Source organism: Emticicia agri, assembly GCF_004168285.1.
Lineage (GTDB): Bacteria > Bacteroidota > Bacteroidia > Cytophagales > Spirosomataceae > Emticicia > Emticicia agri.
Genome location: NZ_SEWF01000001.1, coordinates 69,914 through 90,213, shown reverse-complemented (window position 1 = coordinate 90,213; position 20,300 = coordinate 69,914). Strand labels below are relative to the sequence as shown.

The 20,300-nt window shown below is 39.0% G+C and carries 8 protein-coding genes; all 8 read left to right on the top strand.

What is annotated here, in order from left to right:
* The first annotated feature begins 84 nt into the window (after nucleotides 1–84).
* Nucleotides 85–2,508, top strand: coding sequence for an ABC transporter permease (locus EWM59_RS00285; protein WP_130018922.1), 2,424 nt, complete (start codon nucleotides 85–87; stop codon nucleotides 2,506–2,508).
* Nucleotides 2,509–2,645: 137 nt separating this feature from the next.
* Nucleotides 2,646–5,090: an ABC transporter permease gene (locus EWM59_RS00280; protein ID WP_130018921.1), complete on the top strand. Its 2,445-nt coding sequence runs from the start codon at nucleotides 2,646–2,648 to the stop codon at nucleotides 5,088–5,090.
* 137 nt (nucleotides 5,091–5,227) lie between these two features.
* Nucleotides 5,228–7,645: an ABC transporter permease gene (locus EWM59_RS00275; protein WP_130018919.1), complete on the top strand. Its 2,418-nt coding sequence runs from the start codon at nucleotides 5,228–5,230 to the stop codon at nucleotides 7,643–7,645.
* A gap of 124 nt (nucleotides 7,646–7,769) precedes the next feature.
* A complete protein-coding gene (locus EWM59_RS00270) occupies nucleotides 7,770–10,136 on the top strand; it encodes an ABC transporter permease (protein ID WP_130018917.1) in 2,367 nt (788 codons plus the stop codon).
* Between the two features lie 83 nt (nucleotides 10,137–10,219).
* The gene (locus tag EWM59_RS00265; RefSeq protein ID WP_130018916.1) at nucleotides 10,220–12,634 is read left to right on the top strand and encodes an ABC transporter permease; all 2,415 of its coding nucleotides are present in this window, start codon (nucleotides 10,220–10,222) and stop codon (nucleotides 12,632–12,634) included.
* Between the two features lie 147 nt (nucleotides 12,635–12,781).
* Nucleotides 12,782–15,205: an ABC transporter permease gene (locus tag EWM59_RS00260; protein WP_130018914.1), complete on the top strand. Its 2,424-nt coding sequence runs from the start codon at nucleotides 12,782–12,784 to the stop codon at nucleotides 15,203–15,205.
* A 173-nt stretch (nucleotides 15,206–15,378) separates the two neighbouring features.
* The gene (locus EWM59_RS00255; protein ID WP_229239242.1) at nucleotides 15,379–17,739 is read left to right on the top strand and encodes an ABC transporter permease; all 2,361 of its coding nucleotides are present in this window, start codon (nucleotides 15,379–15,381) and stop codon (nucleotides 17,737–17,739) included.
* Nucleotides 17,740–17,810: 71 nt separating this feature from the next.
* Nucleotides 17,811–20,177, top strand: coding sequence for an ABC transporter permease (locus tag EWM59_RS00250; protein WP_130018911.1), 2,367 nt, complete (start codon nucleotides 17,811–17,813; stop codon nucleotides 20,175–20,177).
* The last annotated feature ends 123 nt before the right edge of the window (nucleotides 20,178–20,300 follow it).

Genomic DNA, 20,300 nt, shown 5'->3' with positions numbered 1-20,300 from the left:
TTATTATGACATCAATCATAGTAAGCTTCATTTGCTATTGCCATTCCAAAGCCTGTCCTCCCCACATTAAATTTTGAAAAAACTATGTTAAAAAATTATTTCAAAATCGCTCTTCGTAATCTCTGGAAAAATAAAGCATATACCTCAATCAATATTGTTGGGCTATCTATTGCTTTTGGTTGTGCTATTCTGCTGTTTCTGACAGCTTATTTTGAGTTTACGTACGATGATTTTCAGGATAATAAAGACCGCATTTTCAGAGTTTACTTTAAAATCAATCAACCTGAAAAAATTGAATATCAGTCTAATTTGTCTACGCCTGTAACTCCTGCCTTGAAAAGTGATTTCAATGCTGAAATTAAATATGCTACACGTATTGTAAGCAGCGGCGTGCAGATTGTACAAGGCGAGAAAACGATTGATGAGGATATACGCTATGTGGACGCTGATTTTCTGAAAATGTTTTCTTTCAGAATGTTGAAGGGAAATCCTGATGTAGCCCTGAATGATTTACGGAGTGTGGTGCTGAACGAAGAAGTAGCAGAAAAGATATTTGACAAGGCTGATCCTGTAGGTAAAACTGTGCAATTGAATTTTGGTGGCAGAATTGAAAGTTTTGTGGTAACAGGCGTAATGGAAAAAGCCCCAAAAAATTCATCAATCGAGAATGATATGTTGATGCGTTTTGAGAATAATCCTGAATACAAGGACTCGAAAGAAAAATGGGATTCAAATTATCATGATGTATATGTGCAGTTGGCTGATAAAGTTGATTATCTGAGTTTTGAAAAACGCCTGAAATCTTTCACCGAAAAATATTACAAAGGCAGTATTGAGCAACTAAAGAAAGACGGCGCAAAACCTGACGAAAGGGGAGAGGTACGCAGTCTGCGCTTATTGCCTTTACCTGAAATGCACTTTAATAAGCAAGCAGGCGGTAGCCGCTCAATAGACATTGCTTATCCTTATATATTGCTGGTAATTAGTGGTTTAGTATTATTAATTGCCTGCATCAACTTCATTAATCTTTCAATTGCCCGTTCAATGACCCGTGCCAAAGAAGTAGGCATGAGAAAAGCATTAGGTGCATTGAAAGCCCAGATTGTAGGGCAATTCTGGGGCGAAGCCTTTATCATCTGTATTGTAGCGTTTGGTATAGGTTGTACATTGGCTACTACGCTTATGCCTCAATACAACACCTTATTCAGAAGCAACCTTACTTTTGATAACCTTCTTAACCCTATGGTGGGTATTCTATTGCTTGCCAGCTTTTTAATTATCACCTTAATTGCCGGAGGGTATCCGGCCTTAGCCGTAGCTAAATTCAATACGGTAGAAGTATTAAAAGGGAAAATAAAAGTAAGCTCACGCTCAGGAGGTATCAGAAGTGCTTTGATTGTGGCTCAATTCAGCATTGCTATTTTATTAATTAGTTGTACGCTTATTATCTGGAAGCAGATAGATTATTTACGTAACCAACCTTTAGGTTTTGACCAGACACAGGTAATCAGTATTCCTGTGGGGAATGAAGTACAAGGCAGCAAGGTATTAGAGTTTATGCGTAATAAACTGGCCAATGAATCGCAGATTGTAAGCATTACCGGGGCTGATATAAACATTGGCAGAGGCAAAGATGGCTCAGGCTACAAATCGGTTTATAGCTTTGAAATGGAAGGGAAAACCTATCGCACTAATGGCTTAAGTATCGATTACGATTATGTGAAAACATTAGGTCTTACCTTAGTGGCAGGTAGAGAATTTTCACGTGAGTTTCCTTCAGATAAAGACCGGGCGTGTATCGTGAACGAAACTATGGTGAAACACTTAGGCTATAAAGACCCCATAGGCAAGAAAGTAGCTTTGGGTGATAGTATCGGTAAAACCATTGTTGGGGTAGTGAAAGATTATCATTTTGAGTCTCTGAAAAACAAAATTGAAGCAATAACTTTCCTTTATCAGGGCGATTTCGGTATCAACTACATATTCGTAAAACTTACACCTGAAACACCTAAAACAACCATTGACCTGATTGGGAAAGCCTACAAAGAAATTGCTCCGAAATCGGAGTATATGCCTTCGTTCTTAGACGAAAACACCAACAATCAGTATAAAAAAGAAGAGAGAATGTCGCAGATTGTGATGAGTGCCGCTGTGCTTACTATTATTCTTTCGTGTATGGGCTTATTTGCCATTGCTTTAATGATGATGGCACAACGCACCAAAGAAATAGGTATCCGTAAAGTATTAGGGGCAAGTGTGCCAAATCTGGTAGCTTTGCTTTCAAGAGAGTTTGTTGTATTAGTGGTGATTGCTATTCTGATTGCTACGCCATTGGCTTATTATCTGATGGATAAATGGATTCAGGACTTTGCTTATCGTACCGAAATTACCTGGTGGGTTTTCGGATTAGCAGGAGTAGTAGCCTTGTTGATAGCTTTGTTTACTGTAAGCTATCAGTCTATCAGAGCCGCATTAATGAATCCTGTCAGGTCATTAAAGTCGGAATAAATCGCCCCCCGCCCCTAAAGGGGAGCTGCTGGCGCACGAGTAATTTTTAATAATCATATCATGATTATTTCAATATAAGTGGAAAGAAAAAATATTTATAACCTTAAAAAAGTCCCCCTTTAGGGGTTAGGGGCATTATGCTTAAGAACTATTTAAAAATCGCCTTTCGTAAGCTTTGGAAAAACAAGGTGCATACCGCTATTAATATGGTGGGTCTGGCTGTTGCTTTTGGTAGCAGTATTCTGCTATACCTCACTGCCTCTTACGAATTTTCTTATGATACTTTTCATAAAGACGCCGACCGTGTGTATTGTTTGTATTTCAATAGTGCTGATAAAGCCGGAAAACCGGAATACAGTGCTGCTATGGCCTATCCGCTTACACCAGTTTTAAAGACTGAATACCCGGAAGTAGAAGCGGTTACCAGTTATAGTTGGGGAGCCGGAGAACTAACATATCAGGAAAAGAAGTTTGAAAAAAATATACAAACAGTTGATGCCGATTTCCTGAAAGTATTTTCATTTCCACTATTAAAAGGAAATATTAATAGTGCTTTAGCAGATAAAAACAATATCGTCATCAGTAAGACTACAGCAGAAAACATATTTGGTAAAGAAGAACCTATTGGTAAGCAGGTATTAGTTACCTTATCAAATGAGAAAGTACCATTTATTGTTACAGCTGTGATAGATGATGCCCCGAAAAATTCTACCGTAAGGTACGATGCATTGATACGGACTGAAAAAAATCCAGGTTATGAACCAATCAAAGACAGGTGGACAAGTCAGAACCATCAGGTATATGTAAAATTGGCTGCTAATACCACTCAGGCTAATGCAGAAAAGCGTTTTGAATCTTTGGTTAATAAATATATGAAGACCTCAGAAGAAGAAGCCAAGAAAGCAGGTCGGTTAAAAAATGCAAGAGGGCAGTATCTTAGTTTGTTAATGATGCCACTAAAAGAGGTTCATTTTGATGAAATTACCGGTTGGGGAAGTGGCATGAGCAAGAATTATATTTACACTTTATTAACCATTGCTTTAGTAATTGTCTTAATTGCTTCTATCAATTTTATTAACCTGACTATTGCCAAATCGTTTACGCAAGCCAAAGAGGTAGGCGTACGTAAATCTTTAGGAGCAAACAAAGTACAGCTTTTTCTGCAAGGTTGGGGCGAAGCATTTATGGTTTGTATAGTAGCTTTAATTTTAGGTTTAAGCCTCGCTTATGCTTTCTTGCCTCAATTCAATAAATTATTTGATTCCAGTCTTTCTATAGATAATTTCTTAATTCCCGATAACCTAATCATAAGCCTTATCAGCTTTATCTTAATTACCCTTATTGCCGGGGGGTATCCGGCATTTGTTTCTTCCCGTTTCAATATTGTTCAGGTATTAAAAGGAAAACTGACCCGTAAAAAGCCAGGCGCATTACGCAACTCTTTAATCATTGTTCAGTTTTCAATTTCATGTATCCTTATCAGTTGTACACTGGTAATTTTCACGCAATTAAAATACCTGAGAAATAAGCCACTGGGATATAGTAAAGAGCAGGTTATTAGTGTGCCTATCGGTAATGCACTGAATAACCAGACCGCTGTGCAACAATTCCGTAATGAGTTATCAAAATACCCAGGTATTGAGGCTGTATCCGGTTCACAAATCAATTTTGGTAACGGATTAGATGGAAGTTCTTCAAGAAGTACCTACGGATTTGATTATTATCCGAATGCAAGCGATACTAAAAATTCAAAAAGCATCCTTACAGATTGGGTACGTGTAGATTATGAGTTCATCAAAACAATGGGTATCAAAACCATTGAAGGCAGAGATTTCAGTCCTACATTTGGTACAGATTCAACAGCATTAATTGTAACCGAGAGTATGTTGAAACAAATGGGTGAAAAACATGGAGTAGATAAGTTTCTCATGCCCGATTCGGCAGTTGGTAAACAAAAAATCATAGGTGTCATAGCTGATTTTAATTTATACTCTTTGCGCCGTGAGAATCGTACTATTACTTTAGAAATGGCGCCTAAAGGCAGAGTTAATTATGTATTAATAAGAACAGGGAATCAGAATCTGGCCGAATCAATGAATCTGGTGAAAAACACCTGGAAGAAGTTAGCTCCTAACGAAGAGTTTAAAGGCTCATTCATTAATGAAAATGTTGACCGATGGTTTAATAAAGAAGAACGTCTTTCACAGATTTTCAGCCTTGCCGCAGGTATTGCCATTATGCTCTCTTGTATGGGCTTATTTGCCATTGCCTTAATGATTATCGAACAGCGTACCAAAGAAATAGGTGTACGAAAAGTTTTAGGGGCAAGCGTGAGCAGTATCGTAAATCTTATCTCGGTTGATTTCCTGAAAATGGTAGGTATTGCCTTTGTGATAGCAACTCCGGTAGCCTACTACGCCATGCAGAAATGGTTACAGGATTTTGCCAATCGTACTGATTTAAACTGGTGGATTTTTGCTCTGGCAGGCGTGCTTTTAGTAGTCATTGCCCTGCTCACAGTCAGCTATCAATCCATCAGAGCAGCCTTAATGAATCCAGTGAAGAGTTTAAAAACGGAATAACGCCCCCGACCGCGCGGCGGACCGTCCCTAAAGGGGAGTTGCTTACGCCAGAAATTTAAAATAGGAAGTAAGCAAAAGGGGTTTAGAGAAAAATATTATCTAACTTTTAAAAGTCCCCCTTGAGGGGTTAGGGGCTTATGATTCGTAACTATCTGAAAATCGCCTTTCGTAGCCTGGTTCGTAATAAGAGCTACGCTTCTATCAATGCTATTGGTTTGGCAGTGGGCATTGCTGCTTGTCTGCTTCTTTTTTTGATTGTGCAGTTTGAGTCGAGTTTCGATAATTTCCACACCAAAAAAGAGAGAATCTATCAGGTAGTATCTGAATTCCATTATGGGGGTATCAGCTATGGCGGAGGATCTCCTATGCCTGTGCCACTGGCTATGAGAACCGATTACCCACAATTAGAGAAAGTGGCAGGTATTGCAGAAACAGGGGCACAGGTAAATATCTATGACCCTAAGACACAAACCATAGAAAAGAAGTTTAAAGATGAAGGAGGGATGTTTTATGCCGAGCCGGAATTCTTTGAAATGTTTGACTTTCCGTTGATTTCAGGCAACCCTAAAACCATGCTTTCTGAGCCTTATACGGCTATTCTGACACAAGAAATGGCTGAAAAGTTTTTTGGCGACTGGAAAAGCGCCATCGGAAAAACGTTTACCAGAGATAATGAGAAAGAGCCATACCGTGTTACAGGTGTTTTGAAAAATATACCTAAAAATACAGATTTTCCATTAAAGATTGTACTCTCCTACAAGAATTTCCTAATCAATCAGAAAGGCAATGCAAATGACTGGGAAAGCGTATCAGGCAGTTGGAACTGCTTTATTTTGCTTCCTCCACAAATGTCAGAAAAGCAATTTAATGCCTTAATGCCCGATTTTGAGAAAAAACACAAAACTGCCGAGCAAAGAAGCCGCGTGCGTAACTTTATACGTCCATTAAGTGAGTTACATTATGATAGCCGCTTTGGTAATTTTGCTCATCATACCATCAGCCCTGAAATGATTTGGGTATTGGAGTTGATTGGGGCATTCTTACTATTAGTAGCCTGCGTAAACTTCATAAATCTGGCTACTGCACAGGCGGTAAATCGTTCAAAAGAAGTGGGAGTCAGAAAAGCATTAGGAAGCAATAAGTCGCAATTAAGAAGTCAGTTCTTAGGCGAAAGTGCCTTAATAACGTTAATGTCTGTTCTGGTGGCGCTTTTATTGGCTCAAATTACTTTGCCTTTCTTAAATAATCTATTGCATTATCCGCTAAGCCTTTCGTTTATTGATAATCCTTTTATTGTACTGTTTTTAGTTGTAGTATCTATTGTTGTTATTTTCCTGTCTGGTTTTTATCCGGCTTTAGTCATTTCAAGCTTTAACCCGATTCTGGCGTTAAAGAGCAAGGTTACTGCTAAATCTATAGGTGGGATTTCTCTCAGACGTGGCCTGGTAGTATCTCAATTTGTGATTGCGCAATTCCTGATTATTGCCACATTGGTAGTGGTTAGTCAGATGAACTATTTCCAGACAGCTTCTATGGGTTTTGATAAAGAAGCAATTGTCAGAGTGCCTATCCCTAACGATAGCCTTGGCCAGACTAAATACGATTTGCTGAAGACACAAATACAGCAAGAAACAGGTGTCAAAAGTGTAAGCATCGCTTTCAGATTACCAGCAGATGATAACCAGTGGAATAGCCCTTTTCAATACGACCACCGCCCAAAGGATACTGATTTTTCGGCCTTTTTAAACTGGGCAGATGCCGATTATTTCAAAACCTTTGATTTGAAATTCGTAGCGGGTAAAGCCTACTCACCAAGTGATACCGTTCAAGGCTATGTAGTGAATGAGACAATGGTGAAAAAACTGGGTGCAAAAAATGCTGATGAGGTGTTGGGAAAAGAAATTAATTTCTGGGGTGGAAAAATGAAGGCACCAATTGTAGGGGTTATTAAAGATTATCATGCTACTTCATTACATGGTGCTATACCTCCTTTAGTAATAGCCAGCAATAAAAATTTCTTTGGCACAATGGGTGTAAAACTACAAATGCAAAATATGCAAAGTGGCTTGGCATCGATAGAAAAAATCTGGTCTAAGCTCTTTCCGAACTATCTATACGAGTATCAGTTTCTCGATAAGAGCATAGAAAGTTTTTATCAGCAAGAAAGACAGCTATCAATACTCTACGAAATTTTTGCAGGTATTGCCATCTTCATTTCATGCTTAGGTCTTTATGGTCTAGTATCATTCATGGCCGTGCAACGTACCAAAGAAGTAGGCATTCGCAAGACATTAGGTGCTTCTGTGGGTCATATAGTCTATTTATTCTCAAAAGAATTTACGCTCCTGATTGGTATAGCTTTCTTAATAGCTGCTCCGGTAGGGTATTATTTCATGAACAATTGGTTAAAACAGTTTGAGTATAAAATAGACTTAGGAGTTGGCATATTCTTACTGGCTATTTTCGGTTCAATCATTATTGCCTGGCTTACCGTAAGTTATCAGGCTATTAAAGCAGCATTAGTTAATCCGATTAAATCATTGAGGTCAGAGTAAAAGACACCCCCGGCCCCTAAAGGGGAGTTGCTTATGCCTGAATTTAAGTGCAATACAAAGCAGCTAAATAGGGAATTGAGAGAAATATTTTCTATAACCATAACAAGTCCCCCTTTAGGAGTTTATGTTACGCAACTACTTTAAAATAGCCTTTAGAAGCCTTTGGAAAAATAAGCTTTTTTCGTTCATCAATATTGTTGGATTAGGTCTTGCCATGACCTTCGGGCTGATAGGATTAATGCAGATTCAGAATGTGTTTGAATTTGATAATTTTCATCCATATCCTGAAAGAACTTACCGGATTCTGACAGATTTTAAAAACGAAAAAGGGAAAGAACTCTCTTATGCTACTTCTCCTTTTTTGCTGGCAGAAAAGCTGAAAAACGATTATGGATTTGTTGAGAAATCGGCAAGGGTGATTCGTTTTTTTTCGGGCGAAATGAATAACCGTATCAAGAACATACGGGTCAACGGGATTTATGTTGACCCTTCTTTCTTTGATATTTTTGGTTTCCCTTTAGAAAAAGGTTCTTATCCTGTGGCACCTAATACGGTTGTACTAAATCATGAAACCGCTGTGAAGTTTTTTGGTACAACAAATCCGGTTGGTAAAACCATTACTCATCCTGATTTTGGCGTTTTTACCATTACAGGCGTTTTAAAACCCTATAAGTACAGGGGAACACATTTCAGAAGCGACCTGATGGTATCAATGGCAACTTTCGCCAACCTGAATAAAGATAAGCCAGACCTTAAAGACTGGTCAAAATTTGATACCTACACTTTTATATTAGTCAACAAAAGTATTACCTCCGCTACGCTTGACCGTGCTTTAGCCACCGTAGCCAAAGACAATAAAAAAGAGACCGATTTTGGTAAAACGACTCATGCCTATCGTCGCCAAGCCTTGAAAGATATTTCTCCCGATTTTGAAAGATTAGAGAAAAATGCTTACGTAGATGACGTGTTTAGTTTATCAGTCAATTTTCTGATGTCTTTGGTTATTATTATTCTGGCAGGTTTCAATTATACCAATCTTACTTTAGCCCGTTCATTAAGCAGGGCAAGAGAGGTGGGTGTCAGAAAAGTATCCGGTGCTGTGCGGGGGCAATTGGTCAGTCAGTTTCTGATAGAAGCTATTGTACTGGCATTTTTTGCGCTGCTGATAGCCTATGGAAGTTTTGTTACAATCAAACAATATATTCATCTTTCATGGATTGTGTGGGAGGTTGATGATAAACTGTTGATGTGGGGTGTTTTTGGAGGATTTACTTTACTGACAGGTATTATTGCAGGAGTATTCCCTGCCCGTATTTTATCGGGTTTTCAGCCTGCCAAGGTACTGAAAGGAGAGTTAGGCCCGGGTACTTTCGGAAAACTCAGTTTGCGCAAAAGCCTGATAGTGATTCAGTTTGTAGTAACACTTATCTACATGGCATTGAACGTAACCATGTATAGCCAGTTTGAATACATGGCTACTGAAAATGAAAATTTTAACCGTAAAAATATTCTGAATATTACCTTAGCAGGTAATGATTATCAATTACTTAAAAACGAGCTTTCGCATCTATCAGGTGTACAGACTATTGGTCTCACTTCGGCTACTTTTGGCAGCGGAACAAGCCAGTATGCTATTAAAGCCAAACGCACAGATGAAAATTCGGCAGCGCATCATTTTTCGGTAGATAAGTCATTTATTGATAATATGAAACTCACCCTGTTAGCAGGCAGTAACTTACCCGATGCAGCCTCGGACTCAACAGGTAGGTTTGTGTTACTCAACGAAAAAGCAGTTAAAACGCTCCATTTAGGTACGCCACAGGAAGCTATCGGAAAAATGGTTTTGTTGAATAATGAAACCGAAGTTACAGTAGCAGGAATATTAAAAGATTTCTGTTTTGCTAACTACGAGTTTGCCGTAACTCCGGCTGTTTTTCAATACAATCCTCAGCAGTTTCATATACTCTCTGTAAAAATAGCCGATGCGGCTGATGAAACAACCCTATTAGCCTCTGTTGAGAAAATCTGGAAACGTTATCATCCTTATGAGGCGATGGTCTATTCATGGTATGCACAGGAGCTCTACGAACGCTATTTTCCGGGTGAAGATATGCAATTTTCTGGCATTACTATTTTAGTTGGGTTTGTGATAGCCATTATGGGTTTATTGGGCATGGTTACTTATAGTACCGAGAAACGAATTAAGGAAATAGGCATTCGTAAAGTATTAGGTGCCAGTGCTTCAGAAGTAATACGTTTGCTTTCATGGAGTTTTTTAAAACTCTTACTGATTGCCGCCTTGATTGCCTTTCCGATTAGTTATCTAAGCAGTGTATTAGTATTAAATATTTTTACTTTTAACCCAGGAATAAACGCCGGATTATTGATAGGTAGTTTCGGTATAATTTTTCTGATTGCCTTATTTACCATTGGTTTCAAGACTTATCAGGCGGCTTTGAGCAACCCGGTAGAAAGTTTAAAAGTAGAGTAGGGAATGTTAAAATAACTTAAATGAAATGAGAATGATTAATGGAGGCTGTAACTTCAGATTTTAATCATCAAAATTTCAAAATTATGTTAAAAAACTATCTGAAAATTTCCTGGCGTAACCTCATGAAACGTAAGTTTTATACCTCGGTTACGGTTTTCGGCTTATCAGTCGGAATTACCTTTGCTTTGTTGATTGGTAGCTTTATTTGGGGTGAAATTAAGGTGAATAGTGAACTACGCAACCTGGAAAATCAGTATATGATTCAAAGCAAATGGGATAAAGAGAATATGGGCGGTGAGATTACCTCTTTAGGACCCATAGGAAAAGCCTTGAAAGAGAATTACCCGGCTTTGGTTGAAAACTACCATAGGTTTGATGCTGTTACCACTATTGTTTCAAAAGGTGATAAGGTTTTCAGAGAAGATATTCAACTGACAGACTCAACCATGCTGACCATGTATGGATTTCCTCTTTTACAAGGCGATCCTAAAACAGCCTTGAATGAGCCGAATACGATGGTTATTTCAAAAGCCCATGCTATTAAGTATTTTGGTAAAACCGATGTGGTGGGCCAAACTTTAAGAATAGAATCATTTTCGGGTGAAAAACGGGATTTTATGGTTACGGGAGTATTAGACGATATACCTTTCAATTCTGTTACTAACCTTGTTACACAGGCAAATAAACTTCCGGTGTTAATATCTTTCAGTAACGCCGCATTCATGGGTCGTAATGGCTATGATTTATGGAACAACGCCTACATAGTTACTTATTTGGAATTAAAAAAGGGCGTCCGGAAAGAAGACCTGGATAAACCCATGAAGCAACTGATTGCCACCAATGCATCTAATGAAATCAGTTCAAATCTACACCCATACCTGAAGCCTCTGAAAGAGCTACACCTTGATTTAGCCAATGGGCTGGTAAAGAAAACAATTCTGACATTGGGAATAGTAGCTCTGTTTATTCTGCTGATGGCCGTAGTGAACTTTGTAAATATCTCTATAGGTAATTCTTCTTCACGCTTGAAAGAGATAGGCGTAAGAAAAGTGTTAGGAAGCCTGAAAGGTCAGGTACTGCGTCAGTTCTTAACCGAGTCTGTCATTATCAGTCTGTTTAGCTTGTTAGTTTCCTTGCTATTTTATCAACTATTCAGACCTTATTTTGCTCAGATGCTTCAGAAAGATATTGTATCTTTATTCAGTGCTTCGCCTTATTTTTATTTGGCAGCCATTGCCTTGAGTCTTTTCATCGGCGTATTAAGTGGACTTTATCCTTCTTTGATTCTGGCAAACCTGCCATCGGTTGACTCCATGAAAGGAAAGCTCAAATCGGTAAAAGAGAATGTTATGTTCAGAAGAGTGCTGTTGGCTTCTCAATTTACGGTAGCCTTGTTTGTTTTTGGTGGGGCTACTGTCATTTCAAGGCAGGTGAGTTACTTTTTTAATAAAGATTTAGGCTATAATAAGGAGGCTGTTTTCTCACTCAGGGTACCACGTGACTGGTCGCTCAGGGGAGTAGAAAAGATGGAAACCGTGCGAAACGAAATAGCCAAATTAAAAGAAATAAAACAGGGGAGTATTTCTTGGGAGATACCTGACGGGGCTACAGGATTCAGCAGTGCTATTTACAAAGCAGGGCAGGATTCTACTAAGGCTTTTTATGCACCTACGCTGGTAACTGATGAAAAATTTGCAAAAACCTATCAGATACCTATGGCGGCAGGGCAGTATTTCCATGCAGACCGGGGTACATTTCAGGCTGATAGAATGGTGCTTAATGAGGCCGCTATCAAGGCTTTAGGTTTTAAAAATGTTCAGGATGCCATGGGTCAGCAGATAAGACTGCATAATTTACCACAACCTTTTACTATTGTTGGTGCAACCAAAGACTTCCACTTTGAATCTATGCATAAAGCCATTGAACCTATTGCTTTTATGCAGTTAAGAGATAATACATTCTACCGTTACCTGTCATTCAGGATGAATCCGGGTAATCTACGTGAAAGTATGGCAAATATAGAAAAGAAATGGAAGCAACTCCTGCCTGATGCGCCTTTTGAATATACTTTCATGGATGAGACCTTGCAGAAAGTATATCAGTCAGAAATACAATTGCAGAAAGCGGCCGAGGTAGCCACCACCCTTGCCATTATCATTGTCTTATTAGGTATCTTAGGCATGGTATCATTAAGCGTTGTGAGAAGAACCAAAGAAATCGGTATCCGGAAAGTATTAGGTGCTTCGGGTATCAGCATTGTTTTTCTGTTTCTTAAAGAATTTCTGATTGTGGTAGCATTAGCTATAGTCATTGCTTTTCCGTTAGCGGCATTAAGCATGAAAAGCTGGTTGCAGAATTATGCTTATCGCATTGATTTAACCTGGGGTCTATTTGTCTGGGTAGGACTCGCTTTTGTAGTAATGGTTGTCTTACTGGTAGGCCTCCAGACACTGAAAGCAGCAAGGCTGAACCCGGTGAAGAGCCTAAAAAGCGAATAAACCCCCCGACCCCTAAAGGGGAGTTGCTTACGCATGAGTACTAATTAATTTTTTAAGTCCCCCTTTAGGGGCGACCGTCGCGCGGTTAGGGGTGTAATTTTCTATAACTTTTTAAACGAGTCCCCCTTTAGGGGTTAGGGGTGTATTATGATAAGGAACTATTTAAAAATCGCTTTTAGAAACCTGAGGAAACAAAAGGGTTTCACTTTTATCAACATTGCCGGGTTGGCCATTGGCATTACCTGCTTCTTGTTGATTGGGCTGTATGTGAAAGATGAATTGAGTTACGACCGATTCAATAAAAATGCTGACCGCATTTATCGTGTTACCCGTATTTTTAAGTCAAATGATGGAACCGTGAGCCTGCATTTAGGGCATATAGCACCGGCTTTTATGCAGTATTTTCAAAGCGATTTTACGGAGGCGGAGCAAATCACCCGATTGTTTGGTGCGCAGTCAGTAGTAAACCGCCCGGAAAATCCTGAAAAAAAATATCAGGAACAAAGAATGTACTTTGCTGAAGCAAATCTGTTTAAGGTATTTTCTTTTAATGTGCTTCAGGGCAATCCTGACAAAGCTTTGGCCGAGCCATTTACGGTTGCCATATCTAAACCTATGGCCGAGAAATATTTTGGTAATCAGGACCCTATTGGCAAGCTACTGAAAATAGATAGCAAGTATGAATTAAGGGTTTCAGGTGTATTTGAGCCATTGCCAACACAGTCGCATTTTCATGCCGATTTTCTGATGTCTATGAGTACGCTGAATGACAATAGAATTTATGGCAAAGACGAAATGAACAGAGACTGGGGTGGCAACAACTTCTCTACTTATTTTCTGATGCCCAAGGGGTATGATATGTCAAGAATAGAAAGCCGGATGAAGTCATTTCTTGATACCCATTTACCTGCGTACGATGGCAGAAAAGGCTCTCAGTATTCTGATTTAACTTTTCAGAAATTAACAGATATTCACCTTTACTCACACCTGGATTCAGAGCATGAGACTAACGGAAACATTAAGTATGTTTATACTTTTTCTGCCATCGCTTTCTTTATTTTGTTAATAGCCTGTATCAATTATATGAACCTGGCAACGGCTCGCTCGGCAGGTAGAGCTAAAGAAGTGGGCTTGCGCAAAGTGGTAGGCGCAGTACGCTCACAACTGATAGGCCAATTCTTAAGCGAATCGTTATTGCTTACCGTTTTTGCCTTAGCTATTGCTTTGATAGCTACCGTATTATTGATTCCTGTCTTGAATGACTTTACCAGTAAGTCATTAACTTTCACTAATTTATTAGACTATAAAATCATTTTGTTAATCATAGGTATCATTTTCTTTACCGGAGTTTTAGCAGGTAGTTATCCGGCATTTTTCCTGACGGCTTTTCAACCGGTTGAAGTATTGAAAGGAAAAATAAAGAATGCCATGAAAAATGGTCGTCTGCGTCAGGTTTTAGTAGTTATGCAGTTTTCAATTGCCTGTATTCTGATTATCAGTACTGCTATTATTTATAAGCAATTGAGTTTTATGCTTACGCAAGATGCCGGATACCAAAAGAACCAGGTAATTGTAATGCGTGTAGGAAATGATAGCTCGGTTGATTTTGAGAGTTTTAAACAAGAACTGAAGCGTCAGTCAGGCGTAAAAAATGTAAGCCATTCTTCAAGAACACCTACCGGCCGCTTGCTTGATTCGCAAGGGGCAAAGGTAGCCAAAGGTGATTCTCTGGCTCCTACCAGTACTGAAATAAAAGCCCTTTCGGTTGACCACGATTATTTATCTACTTATGAGATAAAATTGGCAGCTGGCAGAGATTTTTCGAGGGCATTTAAATCAGATGATTCAACAGGCTATATTCTGAACGAGGCAGCTGTGAAATCAATCGGTTGGAAAAGTAATGCCGATGCTATTGATGAGATTTTTGAGTATGGTGGTACAAAAGGCAAGGTAATAGGAGTGGTAAAAGATTTCCATTTTGAGTCTTTACATCAGAAAATCGTTCCGATGGTGATGTTTATTAATAAAGGCTGGCGTAGCTGGCTTTCAATCAATATGGCTGCCGGAGATTTTCAGAATACCATTGCCAATATAGAAAAAACCTTTAAAGTATATATGCCTAATACCCCGTTCAGCTATCAGTTCTTAGACGAGCGTTTCAATAACCAATATCAGGCCGAGCAAAAGCAACGGTCTTTATTCATGATTTTTGCAGGTATTTCTATCTTTATTTCCTGCTTAGGTTTATTTGCTTTAGCCGCATTTATGGCAGAGCAACGCCGCAAAGAAATAGGTGTGCGCAAAGTATTAGGGGCATCTGTAGGGAGTATTACTACTTTGCTTTCAAAAGATTTCATTAAACTGGTATTCATATCTATTCTCATTGCCTCGCCTATTGCCTGGTATGCCATGAGTAGCTGGCTGACCGATTTTGCATATCGTATTGATATTGAATGGTGGATTTTCCCTTTAGCAGGGCTATTAGCTGTCTTGATTGCCGTAGTAACAGTCAGCTATCAGGCTATTGCAGCTGCACTGGTAAATCCGGTTAAGTCATTAAAGTCGGAGTAAAAGCCCCGCACGGCGTCCGCCCTGCCCCTAAAGGGGAGCTAAGGCAAAAAACTATAAAGTTTAATAGACTTTCCCTATAGGGGTAAATTTTTTATAACCATTAAACAAAATCCCCCTTTAGGGGTTAGGGGCTTATGATTCGCAACTATCTCAAAATCGCTTGGAGGAGCTTATTGAAAAGCAAACTCTTCACTGCCTTGAATCTGTTAGGTCTTGCTTTAGGCCTGGCAGTATCTCTATTGTTGATGCTCTACGTAAAAGATGAATTATCTTTTGATAAGTACCACTCAAAGGCTCATAACATTTATAGAGTAGGAGTAACGGCTACTTTTGATGGTAAAAGTCAGAACTGGGCTAATGCACCCAATGTAGTAGGACCCACCATGAAAAACGAGATTCCGGAGGTTGTGCAACAAACCAGAATACTCTTGAATGACTATGGACAAACAGCCTTTGTGAATTCAGGAGAAAAGAAGTTTGCTGAGAAAAAACTGTATTGGGTAGATGGTACTATCTTCGAGATTTTTGATATAAAACTCTTACAAGGGAACCCAAAAGTGGCTTTGCAAGACCCTAATAAAGTAGTACTAAGTCAAGCGACTGCCCAAAAGTATTTTGGAAAAGACAACCCGATAGGAAAAGTATTAAAAGTAGGTAGTAAATATTCGTTAGAAGTAACAGGGGTTTATGAAGACCTGCCTCATAATTTCACTTTAGATGCCGAGTTGATGGGGTCATTCAATAGTGTAGAATGGGCCTCTAAAAATCTGGTGTGGAGTAATTCGAGCTTTGAAACTTATCTGTTGCTGACACCTAATGCCAATCAGCAGAAGGTAGATAAACAAATGGCTACGATTCTTGAAAAAAATATTCCGAATAAGGAAGACCGTTGGTTTTCTCTCTGGTTACAACCATTGGTAGATATACATTTGAATTCGGCTGATATTGTTAATTCAAATACCACTCGTATAGGCGATGCCAAACAGGTAAAAATATTGTTGATTCTGGCTTTGGTGGTTATGGTAATTGCCTGTATCAATTATATGAATCTGGCAACAGCACGGTCGCAAAAGCGTTTCAAAGAGGTAGGTATTAACAAGACTATCGGTGCTACCAATCGTCAGCTAATCGGTCGTTTTTATACCGAAACCGCACTTACGGTATTTCTGGCATTATTGTTAGGTTTGAGTTTTTTAATATTAGCATTGCCTTTCTTTAATCAGGTAACTGATAAAAACTTATCTGTTGCTCATGTATTTACCCCTGAAGTAAGCTTTGGGCTATTGCTTATTTTTACTTTTGTTACATTCATTTCAGGTTTATATCCTGCATTTTATCTGTCTTCTTTTGCTCCCAAAAACCTTTTGCAAACGGTTATTACCAAAAAGACCGGAGCCGGATTTTTCCGTCAGTCGTTGGTTATTGTGCAATTTGGCGCATCTATCATTCTCATTATCTGCACCTTTATATTCTTTCAGCAGTTAAAATTTATACAGAATAAAAAATTAGGCTATAATCCCGAGCAGGTATTAGCCGTAATGACCTCAGGTGCCGAAAACAAAGAACAGATAGATGGCTTAATAAATAATTTTAAAGCACTAAGCAATGTGGTAGAAACCTCACGTGTACAAGCCTATTTAGGATTTGGCGGAAGCGGTCGTTCAATGAGCAAGGCTGATAATCCGAAAGAATCGTTCTTTGTTCGTACCAATCGGGTAACAGGAGATTTTGCCAGAGTTTTAGACCTGAAATTTTTGGCTGGAAAAACCTTACCCTTGATAAAAAGTGAAAAAGATACTACTGTGCAGATGGTAGTGAACGAAACCACCATAAAATTATTAGGCTATAAAACACCACAGGAAGCCATCGGCAAGTTTTCAGATGATTTATTCTGGAATCGTAAGGCTGAGATTGTAGGGGTTGTAAGAGACTTTCATTATGAATCTTTTCATCAACCTATCGGTTCGTACGTATTTCATAATAACGATACCGAGTCGAGACCTTATCTGCTTGTAAAGGTAAATACCAGTAATCTGGCGCAGACCATGAACCAACTGGAAGCCACTTTTAAAAAGAGTGTTCCGTCATCTGCCTTTGAATATCTGTTTCTTGACCAGTTCTTAGGCACCCTTTACCGTGCTGAAACCCAGACAGCTAATGTCGTTTTGGTATTTTCAGGTCTGGCTATTCTGATTGCCTGTCTGGGGCTATTTGGTTTAGCCGCCTACACAGCCGAGCAACGCACCAAAGAAATCGGTATCCGCAAGGTATTGGGCGCTTCGGTGGCAGGTATTACTACCTTAATATCAAAGGACTTTTTAAAGTTAATTCTTATCTCAGTACTGATTGCAAGCCCGATAGCCTGGTATTTTATGTCGCAATGGCTGAAAGATTTTGCTTATCAGGTTACGATTGAATGGTGGGTATTTGCGGTAACAGGCTTTATTGCAGTACTGGTAGCGCTATTAACAGTAAGTTCGCAGGCTATCAAAGCAGCCTTAGTTAATCCGGTAAAATCATTAAAAACAGAATAGCAGGGAGGCAAGGGGCATAGGGCAGAGGGATACTGCCCCCCGCTCCATGCCCTCTGCCCCATGCAAAAATCATGAAGCTTAAATTTACTCTCAGAGTTTTAAACAGAAACAAACTCTTTACTTTTCTGAATATAGCCGGACTTGCCTTGGGTATGGCCGGAGGGATATTGGTTTTTCAGTTAGTGAAATACCATTTAAGCGTGGATACCTATCATAAAAATGCTGATAGAATCTACCGGGCGGTTGTTGATTTGCACTTAGGTGATGGACAGATTGAACGCTCGAAAGGCAGTGCTTATATATTGCATAGTACACTCAAAAAAGAGTATCCTGCTATTGAGCAAACCTCTTATCTGGCACATAGACCTTTAACTATTGCCGTAACTGATAAAAGGAGCGTTCGTAAATACCTGGAAAAAGAATCAGCGGCTTTTACCAATGCCGATTATTTCAGAATATTTGATTTTACATGGGAAATCGGAACACCCGCAGTATTAGATGAACCTAATAAGGTGGTGTTGACAGAACGCTATGCCGAAAAGTTTTTCGGAATACAGAATCCGATTGGCAAAAGCATGAAGTTAGAAAATCAGCAGGAAGTAGTAGTGGCTGGTATCATTAAAGACTATCCGGCCAATACCGATTTTAAAACTGATATTTTTGTTTCTCTGCCAACCATTAAAACCCTTATGCCAAATTATGGCTATGAAGATTGGGGTTGGATTGAAAGCAGTCGTGAAACGTTTGTCATGCTCCGTTCGAAAGACCAGAAAGAGAGTTTTGAAAAGCAAATGCCAGCTTTCTCAAAAAAATACCACGGAGCAGATAGTGAGGTATTTAAGTATCACCTGCAAAACCTGTCTGATATTCATTTTAATGTTGATTATGGCGGAACTATTAAAAAATCAACCATTAACCTATTATTAGTCATTGGTGTGCTGATGGTAATCATCGCCTGTATTAATTTCATTAATTTATCTACAGCCTTATCGTTCAAACGTTATAAAGAGGTAGGTGTCAGAAAGACTTTAGGCAGTTCTCAGGGACAGATTTTCTGGCAATTTATCAGCGAAACGGCTGTTGTAGCTGTATTTTCGATTGTATTAGCAGTTGTATTAGCCAGCGTAGCTGCTCCAATGTTGAGCCAATGGTTAAAGACCCCACTAAGTATTACGCTTTTATCAGATTTTAAACTGATAGGTTTTCTTGTGCTGTTACTAATTACTATTGTATTTATTGCAGGGTTTTATCCGGCAATGGTTATTGCTAATTTTAACCCGTTAAAGGCACTGAAAAACATTACAGAACTGCCTAAGAGATTTACCTTAAGAAAGGGTTTGGTAGTAACACAATTCAGCATTGCCTGTATTCTGATTGCGGTTTCTCTATTGGTGGTTTTACAGTTGAATTATCTGAAAAATAAGGATTTAGGACTAAGAAAAGACATGATTCTGCATGTGAACATTCCGAATCCGGAAGTTGATAAACTCACTACCTTTAAAAACCAACTGCTTCAACAAGCCAATATTGAAAATGTTTCGTTTTTCCGTACAGCCCCTTCTTCAAAAACAGGTAGTGGAGGGAGTATCAAGTACGAAAACCGGGACTGGGAAAAGTTTGTAGCAAGGTCTAAAATGGCTGATGAAGCCTATATTGATACTTATGGGATTAAACTCGTAGCCGGACGAAAACCTGTAGCCTCTGATACTTTGCGGGAGCTAATGGTGAATGAAAAAATGGTAAAAAATCTGGGGTTGAAATCACCGGAAGAGATACTGAATAAAAAATTATTGGTAGGAGATTTAAGCAAAACAGGTACCATTGTAGGAGTAGTAGCTGATTTTAACAATACAGACCTTTATACAGGTGTTGAACCAACGGTTATTATGTCTGCACGTGCTTTGTATCGTTATGCGGCTATTCAGTTAAAAGGATATAATCCTAATACTGTTCAGGATATTGCTAAAATTTGGGAGCAATTATACCCTGATAATGTTTTTGAATACACTTATTTCAAAGATGATGTAGCCCGTTTTTATGAGAGAGAAGAACTCATCAGCAATCTTACCAAGACTTTTGCCGCTTTAGCTGTATTTATATCTTGTCTGGGCTTGTTTGGGTTGGCTACTTTCTCAATCAAACAACGTACAAAAGAAATCGGTATCCGCAAGGTATTAGGGGCCTCGGTGTTTAGTATTACTGCGTTATTATCAAAAGATTTCCTGCAGTTAGTCCTGATTTCCATACTCATAGCGGCACCGATAGCCTATTATTTTATGGCAGCGTGGCTGAAAGATTTTGCTTATCGGGTATCTATCGAATGGTGGATATTTGCCGCTACAGGTATAGTGGCTGTTATCATAGCTTTATTAACTATCAGCTATCAGGCAATTAAGGCTGCTTTGGCAAATCCGGTTAAGAGTTTAAAGACGGAGTAGAGAATTCTATCTAAAGACCTTGTCCGTTACTGTACAAAATCCTGTCCGTTTTCGGACAGGATTTTATTGTTAATTGGTTGTAATGTATTGATAATGAGTGTGTTGTAGTTGTGGCATGGCTTT

Bases quoted from the DNA above. Each gene is read 5' to 3' on its own strand.
- EWM59_RS00265 (WP_130018916.1), top strand. From the start codon at position 10,220: ATGTTAAAAAACTATCTGAAAATTTCCTGGCGTAACCTCATGAAACGT.
- EWM59_RS00260 (WP_130018914.1), top strand. From the start codon at position 12,782: ATGATAAGGAACTATTTAAAAATCGCTTTTAGAAACCTGAGGAAACAA.
- EWM59_RS00270 (WP_130018917.1), top strand. From the start codon at position 7,770: ATGTTACGCAACTACTTTAAAATAGCCTTTAGAAGCCTTTGGAAAAAT.
- EWM59_RS00275 (WP_130018919.1), top strand. From the start codon at position 5,228: ATGATTCGTAACTATCTGAAAATCGCCTTTCGTAGCCTGGTTCGTAAT.
- EWM59_RS00280 (WP_130018921.1), top strand. From the start codon at position 2,646: ATGCTTAAGAACTATTTAAAAATCGCCTTTCGTAAGCTTTGGAAAAAC.
- EWM59_RS00250 (WP_130018911.1), top strand. From the start codon at position 17,811: ATGAAGCTTAAATTTACTCTCAGAGTTTTAAACAGAAACAAACTCTTT.
- EWM59_RS00285 (WP_130018922.1), top strand. From the start codon at position 85: ATGTTAAAAAATTATTTCAAAATCGCTCTTCGTAATCTCTGGAAAAAT.